This window comes from Micromonospora purpureochromogenes (assembly GCF_900091515.1).
In the GTDB taxonomy this organism is placed as follows: domain Bacteria; phylum Actinomycetota; class Actinomycetes; order Mycobacteriales; family Micromonosporaceae; genus Micromonospora; species Micromonospora purpureochromogenes.
The window spans coordinates 1,788,431-1,809,292 of record NZ_LT607410.1 but is presented as its reverse complement, the minus strand read 5'-3'; the positions used below and the strand labels follow the sequence as shown (position 1 = coordinate 1,809,292).

Below are 20,862 nucleotides of genomic sequence, written 5' to 3'. Positions count from 1 at the left end.
TGTCGAAAGTCTAGTCCCGCTGCCGGGAGCGCCCCAACGCGGGTGGCGAGACCTGCGCCACCCGGTGTCGTGACACGCAGAGCCGGGCCGGCGGGAAGCCGGCCCGGCGGTGGCGCGGAGGTCACTTGTTCCGGTTGCGGAACTCCGGGTGTTCGAGCAGGAACGCGTCGAGCTGTTCGTTCTTCAGCGCGGTGAAGAAGTCGTCGGCGGCCGGCAGCAGTCGCTCGCCCCGGTACGCGCTGCCGGTGCCGATGCCCTCCCCCGGCAGCTTGATCAGCTCGACGTTCTCCGACCGGACGCCCTTGAGGGCGATGGCGAAGTCGACCACGCTGTTGCCCCGGCCGTTGAAGGTCAGCGACTGGCCGGCGGCCCGGATCACCCGATCCAGCTTGATCGGGTTGGTCACCACGTCGGCGCTGAACGCCTGGTTGACCATCGCCTTGATGAACTGCTGCTGGTGGCGCTGGCGGCCGTAGTCGGCGTCCGGGACGCCGTTCTTGGGGTAGCGCTGCCGCACGTAGTCCAGCGCCTGCCAGCCGCTCAGGTGGTGGTTGCCCTTCTTGTACTCCGCCTGCGGCCCGATGTACCCCTCGCCGTAGGGGTTGCCCTTGCGGTGCGTGCCGTCCGGCTCGCGGTGCTCGGACTTCACGTCCCGCTCGATGTACATGTCGACGCCGCCCATCGCGTCGACGATCTTCTGGAAGCCGGTGAAGTTGATGATCGCGCCGGCGTCGAACCGCTCGATGCCGGTCACGTTCTGCACGGTCGTGGCGAGCAGCTCGAAGCCCTGCGGGGCGCTCGGGTTCTGCCCCTGCACGACGCTGCCGTGCGACATGGCCCCGTTGAGCTTCCCGCTGCCGCCGCCGTAGCCGGCCTTGCCGAACTCCGGGATGTCGACGTAGAGGTCGCGGGGCAGGGAGAACAGGTACGCCCGGTCCATCGAGGCCGGCACGTGCAGCACCATGATCGAGTCGGCCAGCGGCCGGTCCTCCGGCTTGCGCGGGTCGATGCCGACCAGCAGGATGTTGAGCGGGCCCTTGACGTCGCTCTTGCGCTCCTGCGCCCCGGCCGCCTGGTCGCCGAAGAGGTCGGCCTTGCCGACGGCGCCCTCGTAGCGGGCCAGCAGCGCCTCGTAGCCGACCAGCACCACGCCGCTGAGCAGCATGAGCACGGCGCCGAAGATGGTGCACGTCCTGGCCCACCGCGGCACGCCCGACCACCTGGACGGCTTGCCGCCGCCCTTGCCGGCCTTACCCACGAGTTTCTCCATTCGTCGTCACGCCCACGACTCAAGGACGGGCGGACGCAGCCGAAAAGTTGCACCGGATCGACACCGATTGGCGGGCGTCGCGCTCGAAACGGTACCTCGCCGTCATGGGAATCGCTGGCCCGACAATCGGACATCCGGTCCGAACCGGCCCGCAACGGCCGAAGGCCACCCCGGCGAACCGGGGTGGCCTTCGTCAGTTGTGGCGGAGTTCTCAGCCCTCCGACATCAGTTCCTTCGCCTTGCGCTCCAGGTCCTCGAGACCGCCGCACATGAAGAAGGCCTGCTCGGGGAAGTGGTCGTACTCGCCCTCGCTGATCTTCTTGAACGCCTCGATGGTCTCGGTGATCGGGACCGTCGAGCCCGGTACGCCGGTGAACTGCTCGGCGGCGTAGGTGTTCTGCGACAGGAAGCGCTCGATCCGCCGGGCACGCTGCACGGTGATCTTGTCTTCCTCGGAGAGCTCCTCGATGCCGAGGATGGCGATGATGTCCTGCAGGTCCTTGTAGCGCTGCAGGATCCGCTTCACCTCGGTGGCGACCTGGAAGTGCTCCGGGCCGACGAACTCCGGGGCGAGGATCCGGGACGAGGACGCCAGCGGGTCCACGGCCGGGTAGATGCCCTTGTCGGAGATCGACCGCTCCAGGTTGGTGGTCGCGTCGAGGTGGGCGAACGTGGTGGCCGGCGCCGGGTCGGTGTAGTCGTCGGCGGGCACGTAGATCGCCTGCATCGAGGTGATGGCCTGGCCCCGGACGGAGGTGATCCGCTCCTGGAGCTCGCCCATCTCGTCGGCCAGGGTCGGCTGGTAACCCACGGCGCTCGGCATGCGGCCGAGCAGCGTGGAGACCTCGGAACCGGCCTGGGTGAAGCGGAAGATGTTGTCGATGAAGAGCAGCACCTCCTGCTTCTTCACGTCCCGGAAGTACTCGGCCATGGTCAGCGCGGAGAGCGCCACCCGCAGCCGGGTGCCCGGCGGCTCGTCCATCTGGCCGTAGACCAGCGCGGTCTTGTCGATGACGCCGGACTCGGTCATCTCGGCGATGAGGTCGTTGCCCTCGCGGGTGCGCTCACCCACGCCGGCGAAGACCGAGGTACCACCGAAGTTGCGGGCGACCCGGGTGATCATCTCCTGGATGAGCACCGTCTTGCCCACGCCGGCACCGCCGAACAGGCCGATCTTGCCGCCCTTGACGTACGGGGCGAGCAGGTCGATGACCTTGATGCCGGTCTCCAGCATCTCGGTCTTCGGCTCCAGGTCCGCGAAGGCCGGGGCCTTGCGGTGGATGACCCAGTGGTCGTCCGGGGTGAGCGTCTCGCCCTCGGTGAGGTTGAGCACCTCACCGATCGCGTTGAACACGTGGCCCTTGACCGCGTCGCCCACCGGAACGGTGATCCCCGAGCCGGTGTCGCGCACCTCCGACCCACGGACCAGGCCGTCGGTCGGCTGCATCGAGATGGCGCGGACCATGTTGTCACCCAGGTGCTGGGCGACCTCCAGGGTCAGCTTCTTCTCACCGCCGGAGAGCGTCACGTTGACGTGCAGGGCGTTGAACAGGGCCGGCATGGCGTCGCGCGGGAACTCGGCGTCGACGACCGGGCCGATGACCCGGACCACGCGACCCGTGGCCGTCTTGGTCTCTACTGGGGCAGTCATCACACTTCACTTCCCGACGCGGCGAGCGCGTTGGCGCCGCCGACGATCTCGCTGATCTCCTGGGTGATCCCGGCCTGGCGGGCCGAGTTCATCTCGCGCGTGTACTTCTCGATCATCTCTTCGGCGTTGTCCGTGGCGCTCTTCATCGCCCGCCGCCGGGACGCCGACTCGCTCGCCGCCGACTCGATCAACGCCGCGTAGATCCGCGTGTTGATGTACTTCGGCAGCAGCGCGTCGAGCAGCGCCTCCGCCTCCGGCTCGAACTCGTACGCCGGCAGCAGCCCCTCGGACCTCGGACGATCCTCGACCTGCATCGGGCCGATGATCTTCGCGACCGGCGTCTGGGTCATCAGGGAGTGGAACTCGGTGTAGACGATGTGCAACTCGTCGATCCCGAGCACCCCGTCCGCCCCGGCCTGACCGTCCACGTCGTCCGCGCCGGCCGAGAACGCCTTGATCAGCGTCTCGCCCACCTCGCGGGCGTCGGCGAAGGAGGGCTGCTCCGAGAAGCCGGTCCAGTTCGCCGCCATCTCCCGGCCGCGGAACCGGTAGAACCCGACGCCCTTGCGCCCGATGACGTAGAGCACCGGCTCCTTGCCGTCGTCCTTGAGCCGGGCGATCAGCGACTCCGCCGTCCTGATCGCGTTGGAGCTGTAACCGCCGGCCAGGCCGCGGTCGCTGGTGACCAGCAGCACGCCCGCCCGCCGCACCCGCTCACGCGGGGTGAGCAGCGGGTGGTCGATCCGCGCGTTGGACGCCAGCGCCGTGAGCACGCCGGTGATGGCCCGGGCGTACGGCAGCGACGCCTCCACCCGGGCCTGGGCCTTGGCGATCCGGCTCGTCGCCACGAGCTCCATCGCCTTGGTGATCTTCTTCATCGACTTCGCCGAGCGGATCCGTTGACGAAGAACGCGAACCTGGGCCGCCATTGGATCAGCTCTCGGCCGGGCGGTCGGTCGTGCCGTCGCGGAAGCGGGTCACCGTCTCGCGGTTCTCCTCGCCCTCGAGCGGCGCGGCCGGGGCCTCGTTGATCCGACGCTCGTCCTCCTTGCCCAGGAAGACCTGCTTGAACTCGGTGATGGCCGAGTCCAGCGAGCCGACGATGTCGTCGCCCCACTTGTTGTCCGCGATCGCCGCCAGGACACCCTCGTGCTTGTGCCGCAGGTACTGGAGGAACTCGCCCTCGAAGCGACGCACCTCGCCGACCGGGATGTCGTCCAGCTTGCCCTCGGTGCCGGCCCAGACCGTGACGACCTGCTCCTGCACCGGGTACGGCGAGTAGTTCGGCTGCTTGAGCAGCTCGACCAGGCGGGAACCGCGGTCCAGCTGGGCCCGGGAGGCCCGGTCCAGGTCGGAGGCGAAGGCGGCGAACGCCTCCAGCTCGCGGTACTGGGCCAGGTTGAGCCGGAGCGAACCGGCGACCTTCTTCATCGGCTTGACCTGCGCGGCGCCACCGACCCGGGAGACCGAGGTACCGACGTTGATGGCCGGCCGGACGCCCTGGTTGAACAGGTCGGTCTCGAGGAAGATCTGGCCGTCGGTGATCGAGATGACGTTGGTCGGGATGAAGGCCGAGATGTCGTTGGCCTTCGTCTCGATGATCGGCAGACCGGTCATCGAGCCGCCACCCAGCTCGTCGGAGAGCTTCGCGCAGCGCTCCAGCAGGCGGGAGTGCAGGTAGAAGACGTCACCCGGGTACGCCTCGCGGCCCGGCGGGCGACGCAGCAGCAGCGACACGGCGCGGTACGCCTCGGCCTGCTTGCTCAGGTCGTCGAAGACGATCAGGACGTGCTTGCCGCCGTACATCCAGTGCTGCCCGATGGACGAGCCGGTGTAGGGGGCGAGGTACTTGAAGCCGGCCGGGTCGGAGGCCGGGGAGGCAACGATGGTGGTGTACTCCATCGCACCCGCCTCCTCCAGGATGCCCTTGATCGAGGCGATCGTGGAGGCCTTCTGGCCGATGGCGACGTAGATGCAGCGGACCTGCTTCTTCGGGTCGCCGGAGCGCCAGTTGTCGCGCTGGTTGAGGATGGTGTCCAGGGCGACCGTGGTCTTGCCGGTCTTCCGGTCACCGATGATCAGCTGACGCTGGCCCCGACCGACCGGGGTCATGGCGTCGATCGCCTTGATACCGGTCTGCAGCGGCTCGTCGACGGACTGCCGGGCCATCACGTTCGGGGCCTGGAGCTCCAGCTCGCGGAAGCCCTCGTTGGCGATGTCGCCGAGCCCGTCGATCGGCTGGCCGAGCGCGTCGACCACGCGGCCGAGGAAGGCGTCGCCGACCGGCACCGAGAGCACCCGGCCGGTGCGCTTGACGCGCTGCCCCTCCTCCAGCTTCGCGGAGTCACCGAGAACGACGACACCGATCTCCCGGACGTCGAGGTTCAGCGCCACGCCGAGCGTGCCGTCCTCGAACTCCAGGAGCTCGTTGGTCATGGTCGAGGGCAGGCCCTCGACGTGGGCGATGCCGTCACCGGTGTCGGCGACGGTGCCGACCTCCTCGCGGGAGACGTCGGCCGTGTAGGAGGAGACGTAGCGCTCCAGGGCGCCGCGGATCTCCTCCGTCGAGATGGTCAGCTCGGCCATCCTCTGCTTCCTTAAGTATCAGGGTCCCGGGATACCTAGTACCGACCGGTCCGAATGGCGTCGATCAGGGCTGCGGAGACGCTGGTCAGCGCTTCGCGAGCGCGTTGCGGGTCTCGTTGAGGCGGCGCAGGACGGTGCCGTCGTACAGGTCGGAGCCGACCTGCACGCTCACCCCACCGAGCACCTCCGGGTCGACCGTCTGCTTGACGGAAACCTCTCGACCGTACATCGCGGAGAGGCGGGCACCCAGGCGTCGCTCCTCCTCGTCAGTCAACGGGGCTGCCACCGTGACGTACGCCACCTGGCGGTCCCGCCGTTCGGCGGCCAGCTCGACCAGCCGGGTGAGCGATCCGGTGAAGGAACGCCCCCCGAAGCCGGCCAGCGCCACCTCGATGAGGCGGACGGTGGCCAGCTTGGCCTTGCCGGCCAGCAGCTCGCCGACCAGGACACCGCGCTGGTCCACCGGAGCGACCGGGTTCGACAGCACCGCGGAGAGCGCGGGCTGGCCGGCGACGACCTGCCCGAAACGGAACAGCTCGTCCTCGACCTCGCCCAGGTCACCCGCGGCGTCGACGCTGGCCAGCACGGCCTCCACGCCGAGCCGCTCGGCACCGTCGAGCAGTTCCGACGGCGCCGACCAACGGCCGGAGACCAGCGAGGCGAGCAGGTCGAGCGCGCCCTCGCTGATCTTGCCCCGCAGCATCTCGCCGAGCAGACCGGCGCGGTCCGCGGCGGACCGGGCGGAGTCCGAGAGCGCCCGCCGCAGCCGAGTCTCCCGCCGGAGCAGGCCGGCGACGGCGAGCAGGTCGTTCGCGGTGTGGGCCACCGCGACCGGGTCGGCACTGCGCGCGTACGCGTCGAGGTGCTCCGCCGCGACCTTGTACGACTCCCGGCTGGCGGCCTGCATCAGCGGGCCCCCGCGCTCTCGAGACCGCTCAGGAACCGGTCGACGGTGCCCTTGCGACGAGCCTCGTCGGCGAGCGACTCACCGACGATCTTGCTGGCCAGGTCGACCGCGATCGTGCCGACCTCCGTGCGCAGCTCGCGCACGATGGTGGCCCGCTCGGCGGCGAGCTGCTCCTTGCCCGCCGCGATGATCCGGTCGGACTCCTCCCGCGCCTTGGCGAGGATGTCCTGGCGGATGCCCTCGGCGTCGGCCCGGGCGTCGTCCCGGATCTTGGCGGCGTCGGTACGCGCCTCGGCGAGCTGCGCGCGGTACTGCTCGAGGAGCTGGTTGGCCTCGGCCTGGGCGGCCTCGGCGCGCTTGATGCCACCCTCGATCGCGTCGACCCGCGCCTGGAACGTCTGCTCCATGCGGGGGAAGACGAACTTCATCAGCACGAAGCAGAGCACGGCAAAGGCGACCGTCCCGACCACGAGCTCCTGCCACAGCGGGACGATCGGGTTGTGGGCCGTTTCACCACCTTCGGCGGCGAGCAGGTGGTACATGGTTACCTCCCGGTCAACAGGGGTGGATCAGGCGCCAGCCCAGATGAAGCCGAAGGCGATACCCAGCAGCGCGAGGGCCTCGATGACGGCGAAGCCGATCCAGACGTACGGCAGGGTCATCCGGGACGACTCCGGCTGGCGGGCGGTCGACTGGATGTAGGCGGCGAAGACCAGGCCGACGCCGATGCCCGGGCCGATGGCCGCGAGGCCGTAGCCGATGGCGGCGGTGCTGCCCTCTACCGCGGCGAGAACGCTAGCGTCCATTGGTGTGGTTCCTCCTGGTTATCACGCGTGACGGTCACGCGGGACGACAACGGTTGGTGCGAAGTGGATCAGTGCTCGTCGGCGAGCGCGCCCTGCACGTAGCTGGCGGTCAGCACCGTGAAGACGTACGCCTGCAGGACGATCACCAGGAACTCGAGGAAGGTCAGCGCGATGGTCATCACCCAGGACAGCACCGAGACCGGGGCCAGCCAGGTGTTGGCGCTGAGCATCGCGAAGCCGCCGAGCGTGAAGACCAGCAGGAGCATGTGGCCGGCGAACATGTTCGCGAAGAGACGGACGGCCAGCGAGAACGGCCGGACGAGGAAGGTCGAGAAGAACTCGATCGGGATCAGCAGCGGCAGGATGTACCAGGGCGCCGGCGGGATCAGCGAGTTCTTGACGAACTTGCCCGCGCCGTGGTGCCGGATGCCGGCGTAGATGAAGAGCACGTAGCTGATCACCGCGAAGATCGCTGGGAAGGCGATGTGCGAGTTCGGCGAGATCTGGAAGCCCGGCAGGATCGCGAAGAAGTTGGTCAGCAGGATGAAGCAGAACAGCGTGGTGAAGTACGGCGCGAACCGCACACCCGCGTGCCCGATCATGTCGACCGCGATGTTGTTCCGCACGAAGCCGTAGATCGACTCGGCGAACCACTGCTTCTTCGTCGGGACCAGCTGCGGCTTCCGGTAGCTGGCCAGGAAGAAGATGATCAGGATGCCGACCGCGATCCAGACCATCGCCGTGATCTTGGTGAACCAGTAGGAATCGTGCCCACCCCAGGGCAGGATGCTGGGCAGGTAGAAGTCCTCCACACTGGGTGGGAATGCCGCCTGGCCCGCTGCCAGGACGTTCGCCTGTCCGAACACCGCGTCCCTTCCTAAGTAGGCGTGCCGAGTCGGCGGACGACCAGGATGATTCCCCCGGCCATGCCGAGCACGACGCCGATCCCGGTGGCGATGCCTCCGGTGTCGAGCCACTGGTCGACCAGCCAGCCGATGAAACCCCAGAAGACCATGCCCGTGATGAGGTATCCGAGCGCGGTCCAACCCTGGCCGGCACCGGACGGAACGTCGCCTGAGCCGCCGCTGGATCGGGGGGTTTGGTCATCAGCCATGACGGGGCGAACGATATCAGCCGGGAAGACGAGGCTGTGCCTCACCCCCCGCACAACCGTCGTTGTGTGGGCCTTTGGCGGGCGCGTCGTCTGGAGGCACGCTACTCCCCTTCCGCCACCCAGAAAATGACCGAAGGTGGACAGACGCGCGCGTCGCCCGCCAGGTGGGACGGCGCTACAGATCCACCACGCTGGGTGTGCGCCAGACCGGTCAGCCGGCGACCCCGCGTCGGTGCACCCTGGTCAGCCACCAGATGTGCACCCCGGTCCAGACCGCCACGCCCGCCGCGATGCCGAGGCAGAGCGGGAGCAGGCCGGCCCAGCCGGTCGACGCCACGGCCACCATCACGACACCCAGCAGGGTGAACTTGGCGGCGTACAGGCCGAGCCCGAACGGGAGCACCAGCTGCGGGTTGACCGCGTCGGCCCAGGCCAGCACCACGGTGGTCAGTGTGTAGCTGGCCGCCGTCACCGCCACTCCGGCCGCCGCGCCCAGCGCCGCGTCGCCACCGCCGACCACCCCGCCCACCAGGGCGGCCACCGCACCCAGCAGCACCGAGGCGATCAGCAGCACCGGCAGGTGGCGCAGTCGCCAGCGCCGGTCCGCGGCCGCCTCCGGTGCGCGCACCCCGGGCTCAGCCACGGGGGTACGCCGGGAAGGCGGCGGCCAGCTCGGCGACCTCGCCGGCGATCCCGGCGAGCGAGTCCGCCCCGCCGGGTGCCGCCGGGTCGGTGCGTACCGCGCGGGCGATCAGCGAGGCGACCTGGCGCATCTCCGGGACACCCATGCCCTGGGTGGTGACGCTCGGGGTGCCCACCCGGATGCCGGAGGCCACCATCGGCTTCTGCGGGTCGTACGGGATCGCGTTCTTGTTCAGGGTGATGGTCGCGGCGTCGCAGCGGGCCTCGGCCTCCGCGCCGGTCACCCCGGTCTCGCGCAGGTCGATCAGGGCCAGGTGGGTGTCGGTGCCGCCGGAGACCGGGCGCATCCCCTCGGCGGCCAGCCCGGCGGCGAGCGCCTGGGCGTTCTGCACCACCTGCCCGGCGTACGCCCGGAACTCGGGCTGTGCGGCCTCGCGCAGCGCGACCGCCTTGGCCGCGACGGCGTGCATCAGCGGGCCGCCCTGGGTGAACGGGAAGACCGCCTTGTCGATCCGGGCGGCCAGTGACTCCCGGCAGAGGATCATGCCGCCGCGCGGGCCGCGCAGCACCTTGTGGGTGGTGAAGCAGACGACGTCGGCGTACGGCACCGGCGACGGGATGGCCCGGCCGGCGACCAACCCGATGAAGTGCGCGGCGTCCACCATCAGGTACGCGCCGACCTCGTCCGCGATCTCCCGGAACCGGGCGAAGTCGATCAGCCGGGGATAGGCGGTCGCGCCACAGATGATCAGTTTGGGCCGGTGCGCCAGGGCGAGGTCGCGGACCTCGTCGTAGTCGATCAGCTCGGTGTCCGGCCGGACCGTGTAGCCGACGGGATGGAACCACTTGCCGGAGAAGTTCACCCGGCTGCCGTGGGTGAGGTGCCCGCCGTGCGGCAGGTCCATCGCCAGCACCGTGTCGCCGGGCTGCACCAGGGCGGCGTACGCGGCGAGGTTGGCGCTGGCCCCGGAGTGCGGCTGGAGGTTGGCGTGCTCGGCGTCGAAGAGCTCCTTGGCCCGGGCGATGCCGATCTCCTCGGCCCGGTCGACCTCGCCGCAGCCGCCGTAGTAGCGCCGGCCCGGGTAGCCCTCGGCGTACTTGTTGGTCAGCGTCGAGCCGAGCGCCGCGAGCACCGCCGGGGAGGTGAGGTTCTCGCTGGCGATCAGTTGCAGGCCGCCGCGGAGCCGTTCCAGTTCCCCCAGCACCACCCCGGCGATCTCCGGGTCGACGGTACTGAGCTGCTGGAAGTCCGGCCCCCAGAAGGTGTTGCTCGCGTTCTCCACAGCGAAGGAGTCTATGGGGCCGCACACTGGAAACCGTGAGATGCCTGGTCACCGGAGCCACGGGTTACATCGGCGGACGGCTCGCGCCCCGACTGCTCGCCGAGGGGTACGAGGTGCGCTGCCTCGCGCGCAAGGCCGGGCGGCTGCGCGACGTGCCCTGGGCGGCGCGGGCCGAGGTGGTCGAGGGCGACCTGCGCCGGCCGGCGACGCTGCCCGCCGCGTTCGAGGGCGTCGACGTCGCGTACTACCTGGTGCACTCGCTCGGGCAGGCCGGCTTCGAGGCGGCCGACCGGGAGGCGGCCACCCACTTCGCCGCGGCGGCCGCCCGGTCCGGCGTACGCCGGATCGTCTACCTGGGCGGCCCGGAGCCGAAGCAGGACGGCGCCGTCCCCTCGCCGCACCTGCGCTCCCGGGCGGAGGTGGCGCGGATCCTGCTGGCCAGCGGCGTGCCGACGGTGGTGCTGCGGGCCGCCGTGATCATCGGGTCCGGCTCGGCCTCGTTCGAGATGCTGCGCTACCTCACCGAGCGGTTGCCGGGGATGGTCACCCCGCGCTGGGTGCGCAACCGGATCCAGCCGATCGCCGTCCGCGACGTGCTGCGCTACCTGGTCGCCGGCGCGACGCTGCCGCCCGAGGTGGACCGGGCCTTCGACATCGCCGGCCCGGACGTGCTCACCTTCGAGCAGATGATGCAGCGGTACGCCCGGGTGGCCGGGCTGCGCCGCCGGGTGATCCTGCGGGTGCGGGCGCTGACGCCGTCGCTCTCCTCGTACTGGGTCGGGCTGGTCACCCCGGTGCCCAACAAGATCGCCCGGCCGCTGGTGGAGAGCCTGGTCCACGAGGCGGTGGCGCACGAGCACGACATCGCCCGGTTCATCCCCGACCCGCCGGGCGGGCTGACCGGCTTCGACGAGGCCGTGGCGCTGGCGCTGGCCAAGGTGCGCGACGCCGAGGTGGAGACCCGCTGGTCCACCGCGAGCGGCCCGGACGCGCCGGCCGAGCCGCTGCCCAGCGACCCGAAGTGGTCCGGCGGCACGGTCTACACCGACATCCGGCAACGCGACGTCAACGCCCCGACCAGCGCGCTGTGGCGGGTGATCGAGGGGGTCGGCGGCGAGCACGGCTGGTACTCGTTCCCGCTGGCCTGGTCCGTGCGGGGCTGGCTGGACCGGCTGATCGGCGGGGTCGGGCTGCGCCGGGGCCGGCGGGACCCGCACCGGCTGCAGGTCGGCGAGGCGCTGGACTTCTGGCGGGTCGAGGAGATCGTTCCGGGCGAGCTGCTGCGGTTGCGCGCCGAGATGCGGCTGCCCGGCCGGGCCTGGCTGGAGATGCGCGTCGAGTCCACCACCGACGGCCGCAGCCGGTACGTGCAGCGGGCCGTCTTCCTCCCCCGCGGCCTGGCCGGGCACGCCTACTGGGGCTCGGTCGCCCCCTTCCACGCCATCGTCTTCGGCGGCATGGCCCGCAACATCGCCCGGGGCGCCGAGCACGCCACCGGCTGACCGGCTCCGGGGCGGGTCGTCTTCACGCGGGTCGTGCCGGCCAGCAGCCGGATCGGCCGGGTCAGTTGCCGTCGCGGGGACCGGTCTGGCGGTAGGTGACCGCCGCGCTGGGCGGGACGAAGTCGCGGACGGGCTGGTCCTTCAGCGCGGTGAGGAGCACCCGGCCCACCCCGTCCACCATCCGGGCCTGCACCGCCTGGCCGACCGCGTCCCGCGGGTCGTCCGGGTTCGCCGCCATCGAGGCGATCGCGAGCTGCGGGGTGAACGCGACCACCGACTCGCTCTCGTACCCCTCGGAGCTGCCGGTCTTGCCGGCCACCGGGCGGCCCAGCAGCGGCCGGAGCCGCTCCGCGGTGCCGCCGTCGCAACGGTGGTACATGGTCTGGTCGCCGACCGGGCAGCGGGCCGCGTCCACCGCCGCCCGGGCCACGTCGGTGTCGACCACCTGCCGGCAGTCCGGGCGGCCGGCGGCCACCTCGTGCCCGGCGCTGTCGGTGATCGACACCACCGGCAGCGGCGCGCACCAGGTCCCCTCGGCGGCGACCGTGGCGTACGCGTTGGCCAGGTCGAGCGGGGTGGTCGAGGAGACCCCGAGGGTGAACGAGCCCCAGTTCCGCGCGCCGGAGCGGGCCAGCCGGGCGTCGTCCTCGGCCCGGAACCGGATGCCCAGCCGCTCGGCCATCTCCACCACCCGGTCCGCGCCGACCCGCTCGATCAGCCAGGCGAAGTAGGTGTTCACCGAGCGGCCGAAGGCGGTCCACATGGTGTGCCGCCCGTCCATCCAGTCCGGCGTGGCGTTGGCCGGGCACCACTTGCCGCCGCAGCTGGCCCGCCCCCCGTCGACCGGGAACCGGGTGACGATCCGGGTCGGGGCGTCGAAACCGGTGTCCAGCGGCAGCCCGGACTCCAGGGCGGCCAGCATGGTGAAGAGCTTGAAGGTCGAGCCGCCCTGGTAGCCCTCGATGCCGCCGCCACCGGCGACGAGCTGGTTGACGGTGTTCGGGTAGTTCTTCCCGCCGCCCGGGTTGTCGGCCACGCTGTAGTTCCGGTTCACCGCCATCGCCAGCACCCGACCGGTGCCGGGCTGGACCACCGCGGTCGGCACGGCCCGCCGGTCGGTGACGGGGTAGATGTCCAGCACCTGCCGCAGGGTGGCCCGCTGCACGGCCGGGTCCAGCGACGAGACGATCCGGAAGCCACCCCGGCGCAGGGTGTCCTGCCGCTCGGCGGCGGACGCGCCGAAGGCCGGCTGGGCGCTCCACCACTGGGTGAACCAGTCGCAGAAGAAGCCCCAGTCGCTCTGCTCCCCGGACACGGCGGTGCAGTCGTTCGGGGTCTCGCTGGGGCGAAGTGCCAACGGGGCGGCCTTCGCCTGCGCCGCCTCGGCCGCCGACGCCTGCCCCGCGTCGACGAGCCGGTCCAGCACGTACGCCTTGCGGCTCAGCGCCGCGTCGGCGTCGCCGTTGATCGGGTCGTCGGTGTCCGGCGAGCGGACCAGACCGGCGAGCAGGGCCGCCTGGGGCAGCGTGAGGTTCGCCGGCGAGGTGGAGAAGTAGCGCTTGCTGGCGGCCGCGATGCCGTACGCCCCGGCGCCGAAGTAGGCGATGTTGAGGTAGCGCCGGAGGATCTCGTCCTTGTCCAGCCCGCGCTCCAGCGACAGGGCGTACCGCATCTCCCGCAGCTTGCGCGCGGCGCTGATCTCGGTGGCCGCGGTGCGCTGCTCCCGGGTCAGCCGGGGATCGCTGGCCAGCACGTTACGCACGTACTGCATGGTCAGCGTGGAGGCGCCCTGCCGGGTCGTGCCGTCGCGCCGGTTGACGGCGAAGGCCCGGACCACGCCGCGCAGGTCGACGCCCCGGTGCTGGTAGAAGCGGGTGTCCTCGGCGGCCACGATGGCCTGGCGCATCACCGGCGCCACCTTGTCCAGCGGCACCTCGACGCGGTCCTCGGTGTAGAACGAGGTGATCAGGGTGCGGCCGTCGTTGGCGTACAGGTTCGACCGCTGCGCGGTGGGTGGGGTGCGCAGGCTGGACGGCAGTTCGGAGTAGGGCGCGGAGAGCGCGCCGAAGCCCAGCCCGAGCACCAGGGCGACCGGGAGGGCCGCCGCCGCCAGCACCAGCCCGGCGAGCACGCCGGCGATCACCACGGTGAACAACTTGTCGAGATGGGCCCGGATCATCAGTACTCCCCGCAGGAGCCGTCAGGACCCGTTCAGAATGACCCGCTATGCCCCTTCCGCCCTCATATTTCGCGAAACCCGGAGGAAACTCGCGAGCGGGACGCGGCGCGGAGCACCGGACACGCCGCCCGGTTCACCCGGGCGGGGGGTCAGGGCAGCAGCGCCGCGGTGAGCGGGTGCACGGTCTCCTCGATCTCGTCGGCCACCCGGCTGAAGCACTGGTCGCCCCGGCCCCAGGGGTCGTCCAGGTCGTCGGAGTGCAGCGCGGACGCGCCCTGCCGGGCCGCGTCGGCGGCCGCCACCAGGGCCACACCCCGGGCGTACACCGCCTCGCCGGTGGCCTCCGCCGGTGGCAGGGCGGCGGCGTCCACCAGCCCGAGCAACCGGCCGAACTCGCCGAGCACGAAGGTGCGGGCCGCGGCGTCGGGACGCAGCGCCACCACGTACTCCTGCTGGTCGGCCGTGGCGGTGAGGACCAGGTCGGCCGCGTCGATCAGATCGGAGCGCAGCTTGCGGGCGGCGAAGCCGTCCACGTCACCGCCGCGCGAGAGCACCTGCCGGGCCGCCGGCGGGTTCATCTCCTCGCCGGCGTGCCAGCCGCCGGTGCCGGCGCTGTGGCTGTGCAGCAGCTCGTCGGAGCGGGTCGGGTCGACGCCGAGCCGGCCCAGCCGCTCCCGGACCGCGAGCACCAGCAGCCGCTCCGCCATCGGCGAGCGGCAGATGTTGCCCATGCACACGTGCAGGACGGTGAACGGCGGCACTCAGGCCCCCCGCTCGTCGAGGATGTCCGGCGCCACGTCGCGGAGCTTGTCCAGCCCGATCGCGCCCAGCCGGAGCACCCGCGGCACCTCGCCGGTCAGGTCGACGATCGTGCTCGGCACCGGATCCGGGCAGGGCCCGGCCTCCAGGTAGGCGCGCACCGAGTAGCCGAGCTGGTCGCGGGCCTCCTCGGCGGTCAGCGCGGCCGCCCGGCCCGCCTTGTTCGCCGACGCCACCGCCATCGGGCCGGTCTCCCGCAGCACCTCCAGCGCCACCGGGTGCAGCGGCATCCGGACCGCCACCGTGCCGGTGGCGTCGCCGAGGTCCCAGGCCAGGGTCGGCGAGTGCTCCACCACGATGGTCAGCGCACCGGGCCAGAACGCCTCGACCAGGTCGCGCGCGGCGCGCGGCAGCGAGAAGACCAGGCCGTCCAGCGTGTGCCGGGAGCCGATCAGCACCGGCGGCGCCTGGCGGCTGCCGCCCTTGGCGTCCGCCAGGGCCTTGACCGCGTACGGGGTGAAGGCGTCCGCGCCGATCCCGTAGACCGTGTCGGTCGGCAGGACGACCAGCTCGCCGTTCTTGACCGCCTCGATGGCAGCGGCGATGCCGCGGTCCCGGTCGGCGGGCGACCGACAGTCGTAGAGCATCACGAGGAGCCAGTCTGCCACGCCGGGGCCACACCGGCGTGCGGGCCGTCCGCCCGCCGGGACGCGGTGGCGAAGCGGGACCGGCCCGCCAGGTCCCGATGCTCCGCCACGTCGACGTACCGGCCGTCGGCGGCGAGCAGCGCCGGCACCGCCGCCCCGTGCGTGTCGTCGTGCTCCACGCCCAGCCCGCCGCCGGGGCGCAGCAGGTCCCCGGCGCGGGCCAGCACCGGCCGGATCACGCTCAACCCGTCCGTCCCGCCGAAGACCGCCTCGTCCGGGTCGTGCCCGGCCACCTCCGGCGGTACGGCCACCGCCCGGGGCACGTACGGCGGGTTGCAGAGCAGCACGTCCACCTCGCCGACCAGCGCGGCCAGCAGCTCCGGGTCGGTGACGTCGGCGGCGACCACCTCGATCGGCCGGTCCCCGGCGGCGGCCCGCTCGGCGGCGTTGCGCCGCAGCCACTCCAGCGCGGCGGGCGACCGCTCCACCGCCACCACCCGGGCGGCCGGCACCTCCTGGGCGACCGCGAGCGCGATCGCGCCGGAGCCGCTGCACAGGTCCACCACCAGCGGCGCCGGCCGGGTCCGGGCCACCTCGATCCCCCAGCCGGCGAGCAGCTCGGTCTCCGGCCGGGGCACGAAGACCCCCGGCCCGACCGCCAGCTCCAGGTGCCGGAACGCAGCCCGGCCGGTCAGGTGCTGCAACGGCTCCCGGTCGGCCCGGCGGGCGACCAGCGCCTCGAACCGCTCCCGCTGGGCGGCGGTGAAGCCGTCCGCCAGGGCCAGCCGGCCGCGGGGGGTGTCCAGCACGTAGGCGGCGAGCAGTTCCGCCTCGGCGTGGGCCGACTCCACCCCGGCGGCGATCAGGGCACGAGTGGCGCGGGCCACAGCGAGCGAGGGTCGCTCACGTTCTGTCCCTTCGGAGGGGTGGCGCGGAAGGAAGGTCACGACATAATCATGAAGCGTCGCGGGCCACGTCACGAGCGGGTGCGGCCGGACGCACACCGACAGGAGGTTCGCAGGTGGGGTGGCTCGACCGGGTCGATGACCAGGTTGACGCCCTCCGCCGTGCCCGGACCCTGCAGGAGGCGAGCCGATCCGCCGAGGCGTGCGCCCTGCTCGAAGGGGTGCTGGCCAGCACCACCGACCCGCACACCCGCGCCGACGCGCTGGTGCAGCGCCTCTGCGCGCTGATCAATCTCGGTCGGACGGCGGAGTTCACCGGGGCCATCGAGGAGGCGTCCACCGCCGTCCGCGATCTGCCCGAGCCGTACCTGCACGGGCACCTCAACGCGCTGGCCGCGCTCGCCGCGCACCACCAGGGCGCGCTGGACCGGTGCGTCACCCACCTGGTGCGCGCCGCCCGGGCGCTCGGCGCGGCCGAGGAGCGGGACCGGGACACCGCCTGGGGCTGGCACGACCTGGCGATGGCCTACTCGTACCTCAGCTTCCACGGCTACGCCCTCGGCGCGATCGAGCGGGCCCGGCAGCACGGGCTGGCCGCCGGGCTCCCCGAGGAGGTCTTCGCCGCGCCGGGGATCCGGCTGCGCAACGCGGTCGCCCTGGACCACAACGGCGACAGCGACGGCTGCCTGCGGGTGCTCCGGGACATCGCCATCGACCTGAACCGGTTCGTCCGCAACGGCCGGAGCGAGCGGATCCGCCCCAGCAGCCTGGCCGCGTACGGCTACGCGGCGGCGCGCCGGGCCGCCCTCGGCGACCCGCTGGAGACCGGCACCAAGACCGACCCGGTGCGGCTGCTCGCCCACGGCGGCGACAGCGCCCGCGCCCGCGACATGCGGCAGCTCGGGCAGGTCTGCCTGGCCGTCGCCGACGGTCGGCCGATCGAGGCGATCACCCGGCTGGACACGGCGCTGGTCTCCAACGAGACGCTCGGCGCGGCCGAGCCGTCCCGGCTGCGCAGCATCGCGTACGCCCGAGCCGGCGACCACGTGGCGGCGCACCGGGCCGACCGGATGGCGTTCCGGCTGGCCGCCCAGCGCAACGACCGGCTGCGCGACGTGTACATCGACGGCATCGCCGCCCGGATCGACCACGAGGAGATGCGCCGCGAGGCCGCCCGGTACGAGGGCGAGGCGCTGACCGACCCGCTCACCGGCCTGCCGAACCGGCGCCGGTTGGAGCGCTACATCGCCTCGGTGACCTCCGGGGGCGAGCGGGTGGTGATCGGCGTCTGCGACCTGGACGGGTTCAAGGCGGTCAACACCACCCACGGGCACCACTCCGGGGACCTGGTCCTGCAACGCATCGCCGGGGTGATCAACCGGGTGATGCGGCGGGGCGACTTCGTGGCCCGCTACGGCGGGGACGAGTTCGTGGTGGTGCTCTCCGGGGCCGGGATGACCGAGGCGGCCGAGGTGGCCCGGCGGATCCACGCGGCGGTGCGCACCGAGGACTGGGAGTCCCTCGTGCCCGGCACCCCGGTCGGAGTGAGCATCGGCTTCGCCGAGGTCGACGGCGCCAACGGCGCCCTGCGCGACGCGCTCGGCACCGCCTTCGAGATCGCCGACCGCGAGATGCTCCGCGCCAAAACCCGCCCCCGAGCCTCCTGACCCGTCCCTCCCCGCCCCCCCGCCCCGCCCCGCCCCGCCCCGCCCGCGCGCCGCGCTTGAGGCCTCTTTCAGAGAAAGCGTGGCTATTCGGCGCGGAATAGCCACGCTTTCTCTGAAAGTGCGTGGTGGGTGGGGCGGGCGGGGGGAGGTGGGGGGAGGTGGGTCAGCGGCGGGTCAGTTCGGTGTCGCCGGAGAGGCGGGCGGCGCGGTCGGCCTCGGTGAGGGCGTCCAGGACGCCGTCCAGGTCGCCGGCGAGCGCCAGGTCGAGGTTGTACGCCGTGTAGCCGATCCGGTGGTCGGTGATCCGGTTCTGCGGGAAGTTGTAGGTGCGGATCCGCTCCGAGCGATCCACCGTGCGCACCTGCGCCTTGCGGGCGTCCGAGGCGGCCGCGTTGGCCTGCTCCTGGGCGACCGCGAGCAGCCGGGCCCGCAGGATGCGCATCGCCTGCTCCCGGTTCTGCAGCTGGGACTTCTCGTTCTGGCAGGAGACCACCACGCCGGTCGGCAGGTGGGTGATCCGGACCGCCGAGTCGGTGGTGTTCACCGACTGGCCGCCCGGCCCGGACGAGCGGAACACGTCGATCCGCAGCTCGTTGGGGTCGATGGTGACGTCGACGTCCTCCGCCTCGGGCAGCACCAGCACCCCGGCGGCGCTGGTGTGGATACGCCCCTGCGACTCGGTGACCGGCACGCGCTGCACCCGGTGCACGCCGCCCTCCCACTTCAGCCGCGACCAGACGCCGTTGCCGCCCTCCGGGACGCCCTTGGTCTTGATCGCCAGCGAGACGTCCTTGACCCCGCCCAGGTCGGAGTCCTGCGCGTCGATCACCTCGGTGAGCCAGCCGTGCCGCTCAGCGTACCGGGTGTACATCCGCAGCAGGTCGCCCGCGAAGAGCGCGGACTCCTCGCCACCCTCGCCGGCCTTGATCTCGATGATCACGTCCTTGGCGTCGTGCGGGTCACGCGGGATCAGCAGCTCGGCCAGGCGCTCCTCCAGTGCCGGCAGGCTCGCCGCGATCGACTCCGCCTCCGCGGCGAAGGACGGGTCCTCGGCGGCCAGCTCCCGGGCCGCGGCCAGGTCGGCGCGGGCCTGCTCCAGCTCACCGGCGGCCTTGTGCAGCGGAACCAGCTCGGCGTACCGGCGACCCACCCGGCGGGCGGTGCCCTGGTCGGCGTGGATGGCCGGGTCGGCCAGCCGCTTCTCCAGCTCGGCGTACTCGTCGAGGAGGGAAGCCAGGCGCTCGCTGCTCATGCGGGGGATGCTCCTTCGACGGACGGACGGGCGTAACCGGGGGCGGAACGGACGAACGCCCGCGCCCGGCCGAAGCCGGACGCGGGCGTCGTCGGTGGAGCTACTTGGCCTTCTTCGCCTGAACCTTGGCGTACTTCTGCTGGAACTTGGCGACCCGGCCGGCGGTGTCGAGAACGCGCTGCTTACCGGTGTAGAACGGGTGGCAGGCGCTGCAGGTCTCGACGTGGATCGAGCCGCCCTTGGCGGTGCTGCGGGTCGAGAAGGTGTTACCGCAGGAGCAGGAGACCTCGGTGGTCACGTACTCCGGGTGGATGTTGGGCTTCATGTCGCCTCGGTCCTTTCGTCGGTGGTCGCCGGGTCGCCGCTGATCTCCCCGTCGCCTGGTGCGCGACGGACTCGGGCGTGAACCGGAACCGGTGGCCGATTGACCAGTGTGCCATGGGCGTGAGCCGACCCGGCAGGCGGGCCGCACGATCGGTCCGGCAGTGGTAACGCCCGCCTCCCTGCTCGCATTCCCGCCACCGGGGACCAGCATTCCCGCCCCCGGCGTACGGTGGGACCGTGCCCGATTCGTCCCTGACCGGAGTGGGATGGGCAGGATGCCCCGACTGATCGCCACCCGCGGGCTGCCCGCCTCCGGCAAGACCAGTTTCGCCCGTACCCTGCAACCGGCCGTGGCCCGGGTGAACCGGGACGACCTGCGCCGGATGCTGCACGGTGAGCGGCTGTTCACTCAGCGGGCCGAGTACCAGGTGACGCTCGCCCAGCGGGCCCAGGTGGAGGCGCTGCTGCGGGCCGGGGTCAGCGTCTGCGTGGACGACACCAACCTGCGCTCGCGCACCCTGCGGGACTGGGCCGACCTGGCCGCCCGGTACGACGCGGACTTCGAGGTGCACGACTTCACCGACGTACCGCTGGACGAGTGCCTGCGCCGCGACGCCGCGCGGGCGGAGGCGGACCGGGTCGGCGAGCCGGCCATCCGTCGCCTGCACGAGCGCTACCTGGCCAACCGGGCGCTGCCGCTGCCGGTGCCGACGGCCCGCACCGGCCGGGCCGGCACGGTCGACGCGACCCCGGCCGGCCCGCCGGAGATCGTGCTGGTGGACATCGACGGCACGGTCGCGCTGAACGTCTCCCGCAGCCCGTACGACATGACCCGGGTGGGCGAGGACGAGCCCAACGAGGCGGTGATCGCGGCGGTCCGGGCGATGCACGCCGCCGGGTACGGGGTGATCTTCTGCTCCGGACGCGACGCCACCGCCCGCGCCGCCACGGTGGCCTGGCTGGACCGGCACGTGCGGGTGCCGTACCTCGGTCTGCACCTGCGTACGGTGGGCGACTCCCGCAAGGACGCCGTGGTGAAGCAGGAAATCTACGAGCGTGAGGTGCGCGACCGCTACCGGGTGGCCGGGGTCTTCGACGACCGGCAGCAGGTGGTGCGGATGTGGCGGTCGCTCGGGCTGACCGTCTTCCAGGTCGCCGAGGGCGACTTCTGAGCGCTCGGCGACCGCGGCCCCCGGCAACGCCCAGCTCGCACGCTTTGCTCTGCTGCCGCCGGGGCAACACCCGGCGTCCGGTGTCCGGACGGTCGGTGTTGCTCCGAAGGCAGCAGAGCAAAGCAGGTGGAGGGATCGTCCTCGACCAGGCCGAGACACGCCGCCGGTCGGCCCTCGCCGAGGAGACCGACGACCG

General features: G+C 72.0%; 20 protein-coding genes. 3 read left to right on the top strand and 17 right to left on the bottom strand.

All coding sequences use genetic code 11. The annotated features are described in order from the left end of the window. Positions 1 to 121 precede the first annotated feature (121 nt). The 11 genes from GA0074696_RS08470 to GA0074696_RS08420 all read right to left on the bottom strand — a co-directional run bounded on the left by GA0074696_RS08470 (position 122) and on the right by GA0074696_RS08420 (position 10,259). The gene (locus tag GA0074696_RS08470; protein ID WP_088960574.1) at positions 122 to 1,270 is read right to left on the bottom strand and encodes an LCP family protein; all 1,149 of its coding nucleotides are present in this window, start codon (positions 1,268 to 1,270) and stop codon (positions 122 to 124) included. A 211-nt stretch (positions 1,271 to 1,481) separates the two neighbouring features. Further along, entirely contained in the window at positions 1,482 to 2,921 is a 1,440-nt protein-coding gene (gene atpD, locus GA0074696_RS08465; RefSeq protein WP_088960573.1) for a F0F1 ATP synthase subunit beta, read from the bottom strand. Then, positions 2,921 to 3,850: a F0F1 ATP synthase subunit gamma gene (locus GA0074696_RS08460; protein ID WP_088960572.1), complete on the bottom strand. Its 930-nt coding sequence runs from the start codon at positions 3,848 to 3,850 to the stop codon at positions 2,921 to 2,923. Before GA0074696_RS08460 ends, atpD begins: the two co-directional genes overlap by 1 nt. A 4-nt stretch (positions 3,851 to 3,854) precedes the next feature. Continuing rightward, complete coding sequence (gene atpA, locus GA0074696_RS08455; RefSeq protein WP_088960571.1) at positions 3,855 to 5,507, bottom strand: F0F1 ATP synthase subunit alpha; 1,653 nt, start codon at positions 5,505 to 5,507, stop codon at positions 3,855 to 3,857. Positions 5,508 to 5,592: 85 nt separating this feature from the next. Beyond that, entirely contained in the window at positions 5,593 to 6,414 is an 822-nt protein-coding gene (locus GA0074696_RS08450; protein WP_088960570.1) for a F0F1 ATP synthase subunit delta, read from the bottom strand. Continuing rightward, positions 6,414 to 6,956, bottom strand: coding sequence for a F0F1 ATP synthase subunit B (locus GA0074696_RS08445; RefSeq protein WP_088960569.1), 543 nt, complete (start codon positions 6,954 to 6,956; stop codon positions 6,414 to 6,416). Before GA0074696_RS08445 ends, GA0074696_RS08450 begins: the two co-directional genes overlap by 1 nt. Before the next feature lie 27 nt (positions 6,957 to 6,983). Beyond that, positions 6,984 to 7,220, bottom strand: coding sequence for an ATP synthase subunit c family protein (locus GA0074696_RS08440; protein ID WP_088960568.1), 237 nt, complete (start codon positions 7,218 to 7,220; stop codon positions 6,984 to 6,986). Between the two features lie 68 nt (positions 7,221 to 7,288). Then, positions 7,289 to 8,086, bottom strand: coding sequence for a F0F1 ATP synthase subunit A (atpB, locus tag GA0074696_RS08435; RefSeq protein WP_088960567.1), 798 nt, complete (start codon positions 8,084 to 8,086; stop codon positions 7,289 to 7,291). 11 nt (positions 8,087 to 8,097) lie between these two features. Then, positions 8,098 to 8,334, bottom strand: coding sequence for an AtpZ/AtpI family protein (locus tag GA0074696_RS08430; RefSeq protein ID WP_088964442.1), 237 nt, complete (start codon positions 8,332 to 8,334; stop codon positions 8,098 to 8,100). A 211-nt stretch (positions 8,335 to 8,545) separates the two neighbouring features. After that, positions 8,546 to 8,977 carry a hypothetical protein gene (locus GA0074696_RS08425; protein WP_088960566.1) on the bottom strand — a complete coding sequence of 144 codons (432 nt, stop codon included), beginning with the start codon at positions 8,975 to 8,977 and terminating at the stop codon, positions 8,546 to 8,548. Beyond that, the gene (locus GA0074696_RS08420; protein WP_172894230.1) at positions 8,970 to 10,259 is read right to left on the bottom strand and encodes a serine hydroxymethyltransferase; all 1,290 of its coding nucleotides are present in this window, start codon (positions 10,257 to 10,259) and stop codon (positions 8,970 to 8,972) included. Before GA0074696_RS08420 ends, GA0074696_RS08425 begins: the two co-directional genes overlap by 8 nt. 35 nt (positions 10,260 to 10,294) lie before the next feature. Here GA0074696_RS08420 and GA0074696_RS08415 point away from each other — a divergent pair, with 35 nt between their 5' ends. Then, positions 10,295 to 11,761 (top strand): SDR family oxidoreductase, encoded by a 1,467-nt coding sequence (locus GA0074696_RS08415; RefSeq protein WP_088960564.1) that lies wholly within the window; start codon positions 10,295 to 10,297, stop codon positions 11,759 to 11,761. Between the two features lie 61 nt (positions 11,762 to 11,822). Here GA0074696_RS08415 and GA0074696_RS08410 read toward each other — a convergent pair whose 3' ends face one another. From GA0074696_RS08410 to prmC, 4 genes are all read right to left on the bottom strand, one after another. After that, positions 11,823 to 13,940, bottom strand: coding sequence for a transglycosylase domain-containing protein (locus GA0074696_RS08410; protein ID WP_088960563.1), 2,118 nt, complete (start codon positions 13,938 to 13,940; stop codon positions 11,823 to 11,825). Positions 13,941 to 14,089: 149 nt separating this feature from the next. Beyond that, positions 14,090 to 14,701: an arsenate reductase/protein-tyrosine-phosphatase family protein gene (locus GA0074696_RS08405; RefSeq protein ID WP_088960562.1), complete on the bottom strand. Its 612-nt coding sequence runs from the start codon at positions 14,699 to 14,701 to the stop codon at positions 14,090 to 14,092. Further along, positions 14,702 to 15,346, bottom strand: a complete 645-nt coding sequence (locus GA0074696_RS08400; RefSeq protein ID WP_088964441.1) for an L-threonylcarbamoyladenylate synthase — start codon at positions 15,344 to 15,346, stop codon at positions 14,702 to 14,704. Next, positions 15,346 to 16,233, bottom strand: coding sequence for a peptide chain release factor N(5)-glutamine methyltransferase (prmC, locus tag GA0074696_RS08395; protein ID WP_088960561.1), 888 nt, complete (start codon positions 16,231 to 16,233; stop codon positions 15,346 to 15,348). The genes GA0074696_RS08400 and prmC overlap by 1 nt, the downstream gene beginning before the upstream one ends. Positions 16,234 to 16,367: 134 nt before the next feature. Here prmC and GA0074696_RS08390 point away from each other — a divergent pair, with 134 nt between their 5' ends. Next, the gene (locus tag GA0074696_RS08390) at positions 16,368 to 17,918 is read left to right on the top strand and encodes a GGDEF domain-containing protein (RefSeq protein WP_088960560.1); all 1,551 of its coding nucleotides are present in this window, start codon (positions 16,368 to 16,370) and stop codon (positions 17,916 to 17,918) included. Positions 17,919 to 18,081: 163 nt separating this feature from the next. On the opposite strand, the gene prfA is transcribed toward GA0074696_RS08390, so the two are convergent. Beyond that, positions 18,082 to 19,170, bottom strand: a complete 1,089-nt coding sequence (gene prfA, locus GA0074696_RS08385; RefSeq protein WP_088960559.1) for a peptide chain release factor 1 — start codon at positions 19,168 to 19,170, stop codon at positions 18,082 to 18,084. A gap of 100 nt (positions 19,171 to 19,270) precedes the next feature. After that, entirely contained in the window at positions 19,271 to 19,495 is a 225-nt protein-coding gene (gene rpmE, locus GA0074696_RS08380; RefSeq protein WP_088960558.1) for a 50S ribosomal protein L31, read from the bottom strand. Between the two features lie 274 nt (positions 19,496 to 19,769). Between rpmE and GA0074696_RS08370 the strand changes: the two genes are divergently transcribed. Further along, positions 19,770 to 20,666 carry a phosphatase domain-containing protein gene (locus GA0074696_RS08370; protein WP_088960556.1) on the top strand — a complete coding sequence of 299 codons (897 nt, stop codon included), beginning with the start codon at positions 19,770 to 19,772 and terminating at the stop codon, positions 20,664 to 20,666. The last annotated feature ends 196 nt before the right edge of the window (positions 20,667 to 20,862 follow it).

Excerpts from the sequence above, each read along its gene's own strand:
- GA0074696_RS08430 (WP_088964442.1), bottom strand. The coding sequence starts at position 8,334 with ATGGCTGATGACCAAACCCCCCGATCCAGCGGCGGCTCAGGCGACGTT.
- GA0074696_RS08460 (WP_088960572.1), bottom strand. The coding sequence starts at position 3,850 with ATGGCGGCCCAGGTTCGCGTTCTTCGTCAACGGATCCGCTCGGCGAAG.
- GA0074696_RS08370 (WP_088960556.1), top strand. The coding sequence starts at position 19,770 with ATGCCCCGACTGATCGCCACCCGCGGGCTGCCCGCCTCCGGCAAGACC.
- GA0074696_RS08445 (WP_088960569.1), bottom strand. The coding sequence starts at position 6,956 with ATGTACCACCTGCTCGCCGCCGAAGGTGGTGAAACGGCCCACAACCCG.
- prfA (WP_088960559.1), bottom strand. The coding sequence starts at position 19,170 with ATGAGCAGCGAGCGCCTGGCTTCCCTCCTCGACGAGTACGCCGAGCTG.
- GA0074696_RS08440 (WP_088960568.1), bottom strand. The coding sequence starts at position 7,220 with ATGGACGCTAGCGTTCTCGCCGCGGTAGAGGGCAGCACCGCCGCCATC.
- GA0074696_RS08450 (WP_088960570.1), bottom strand. The coding sequence starts at position 6,414 with ATGCAGGCCGCCAGCCGGGAGTCGTACAAGGTCGCGGCGGAGCACCTC.
- rpmE (WP_088960558.1), bottom strand. The coding sequence starts at position 19,495 with ATGAAGCCCAACATCCACCCGGAGTACGTGACCACCGAGGTCTCCTGC.
- GA0074696_RS08470 (WP_088960574.1), bottom strand. The coding sequence starts at position 1,270 with ATGGAGAAACTCGTGGGTAAGGCCGGCAAGGGCGGCGGCAAGCCGTCC.
- atpD (WP_088960573.1), bottom strand. The coding sequence starts at position 2,921 with ATGACTGCCCCAGTAGAGACCAAGACGGCCACGGGTCGCGTGGTCCGG.
- GA0074696_RS08400 (WP_088964441.1), bottom strand. The coding sequence starts at position 15,346 with ATGCTCTACGACTGTCGGTCGCCCGCCGACCGGGACCGCGGCATCGCC.
- atpA (WP_088960571.1), bottom strand. The coding sequence starts at position 5,507 with ATGGCCGAGCTGACCATCTCGACGGAGGAGATCCGCGGCGCCCTGGAG.
- GA0074696_RS08410 (WP_088960563.1), bottom strand. The coding sequence starts at position 13,940 with ATGATCCGGGCCCATCTCGACAAGTTGTTCACCGTGGTGATCGCCGGC.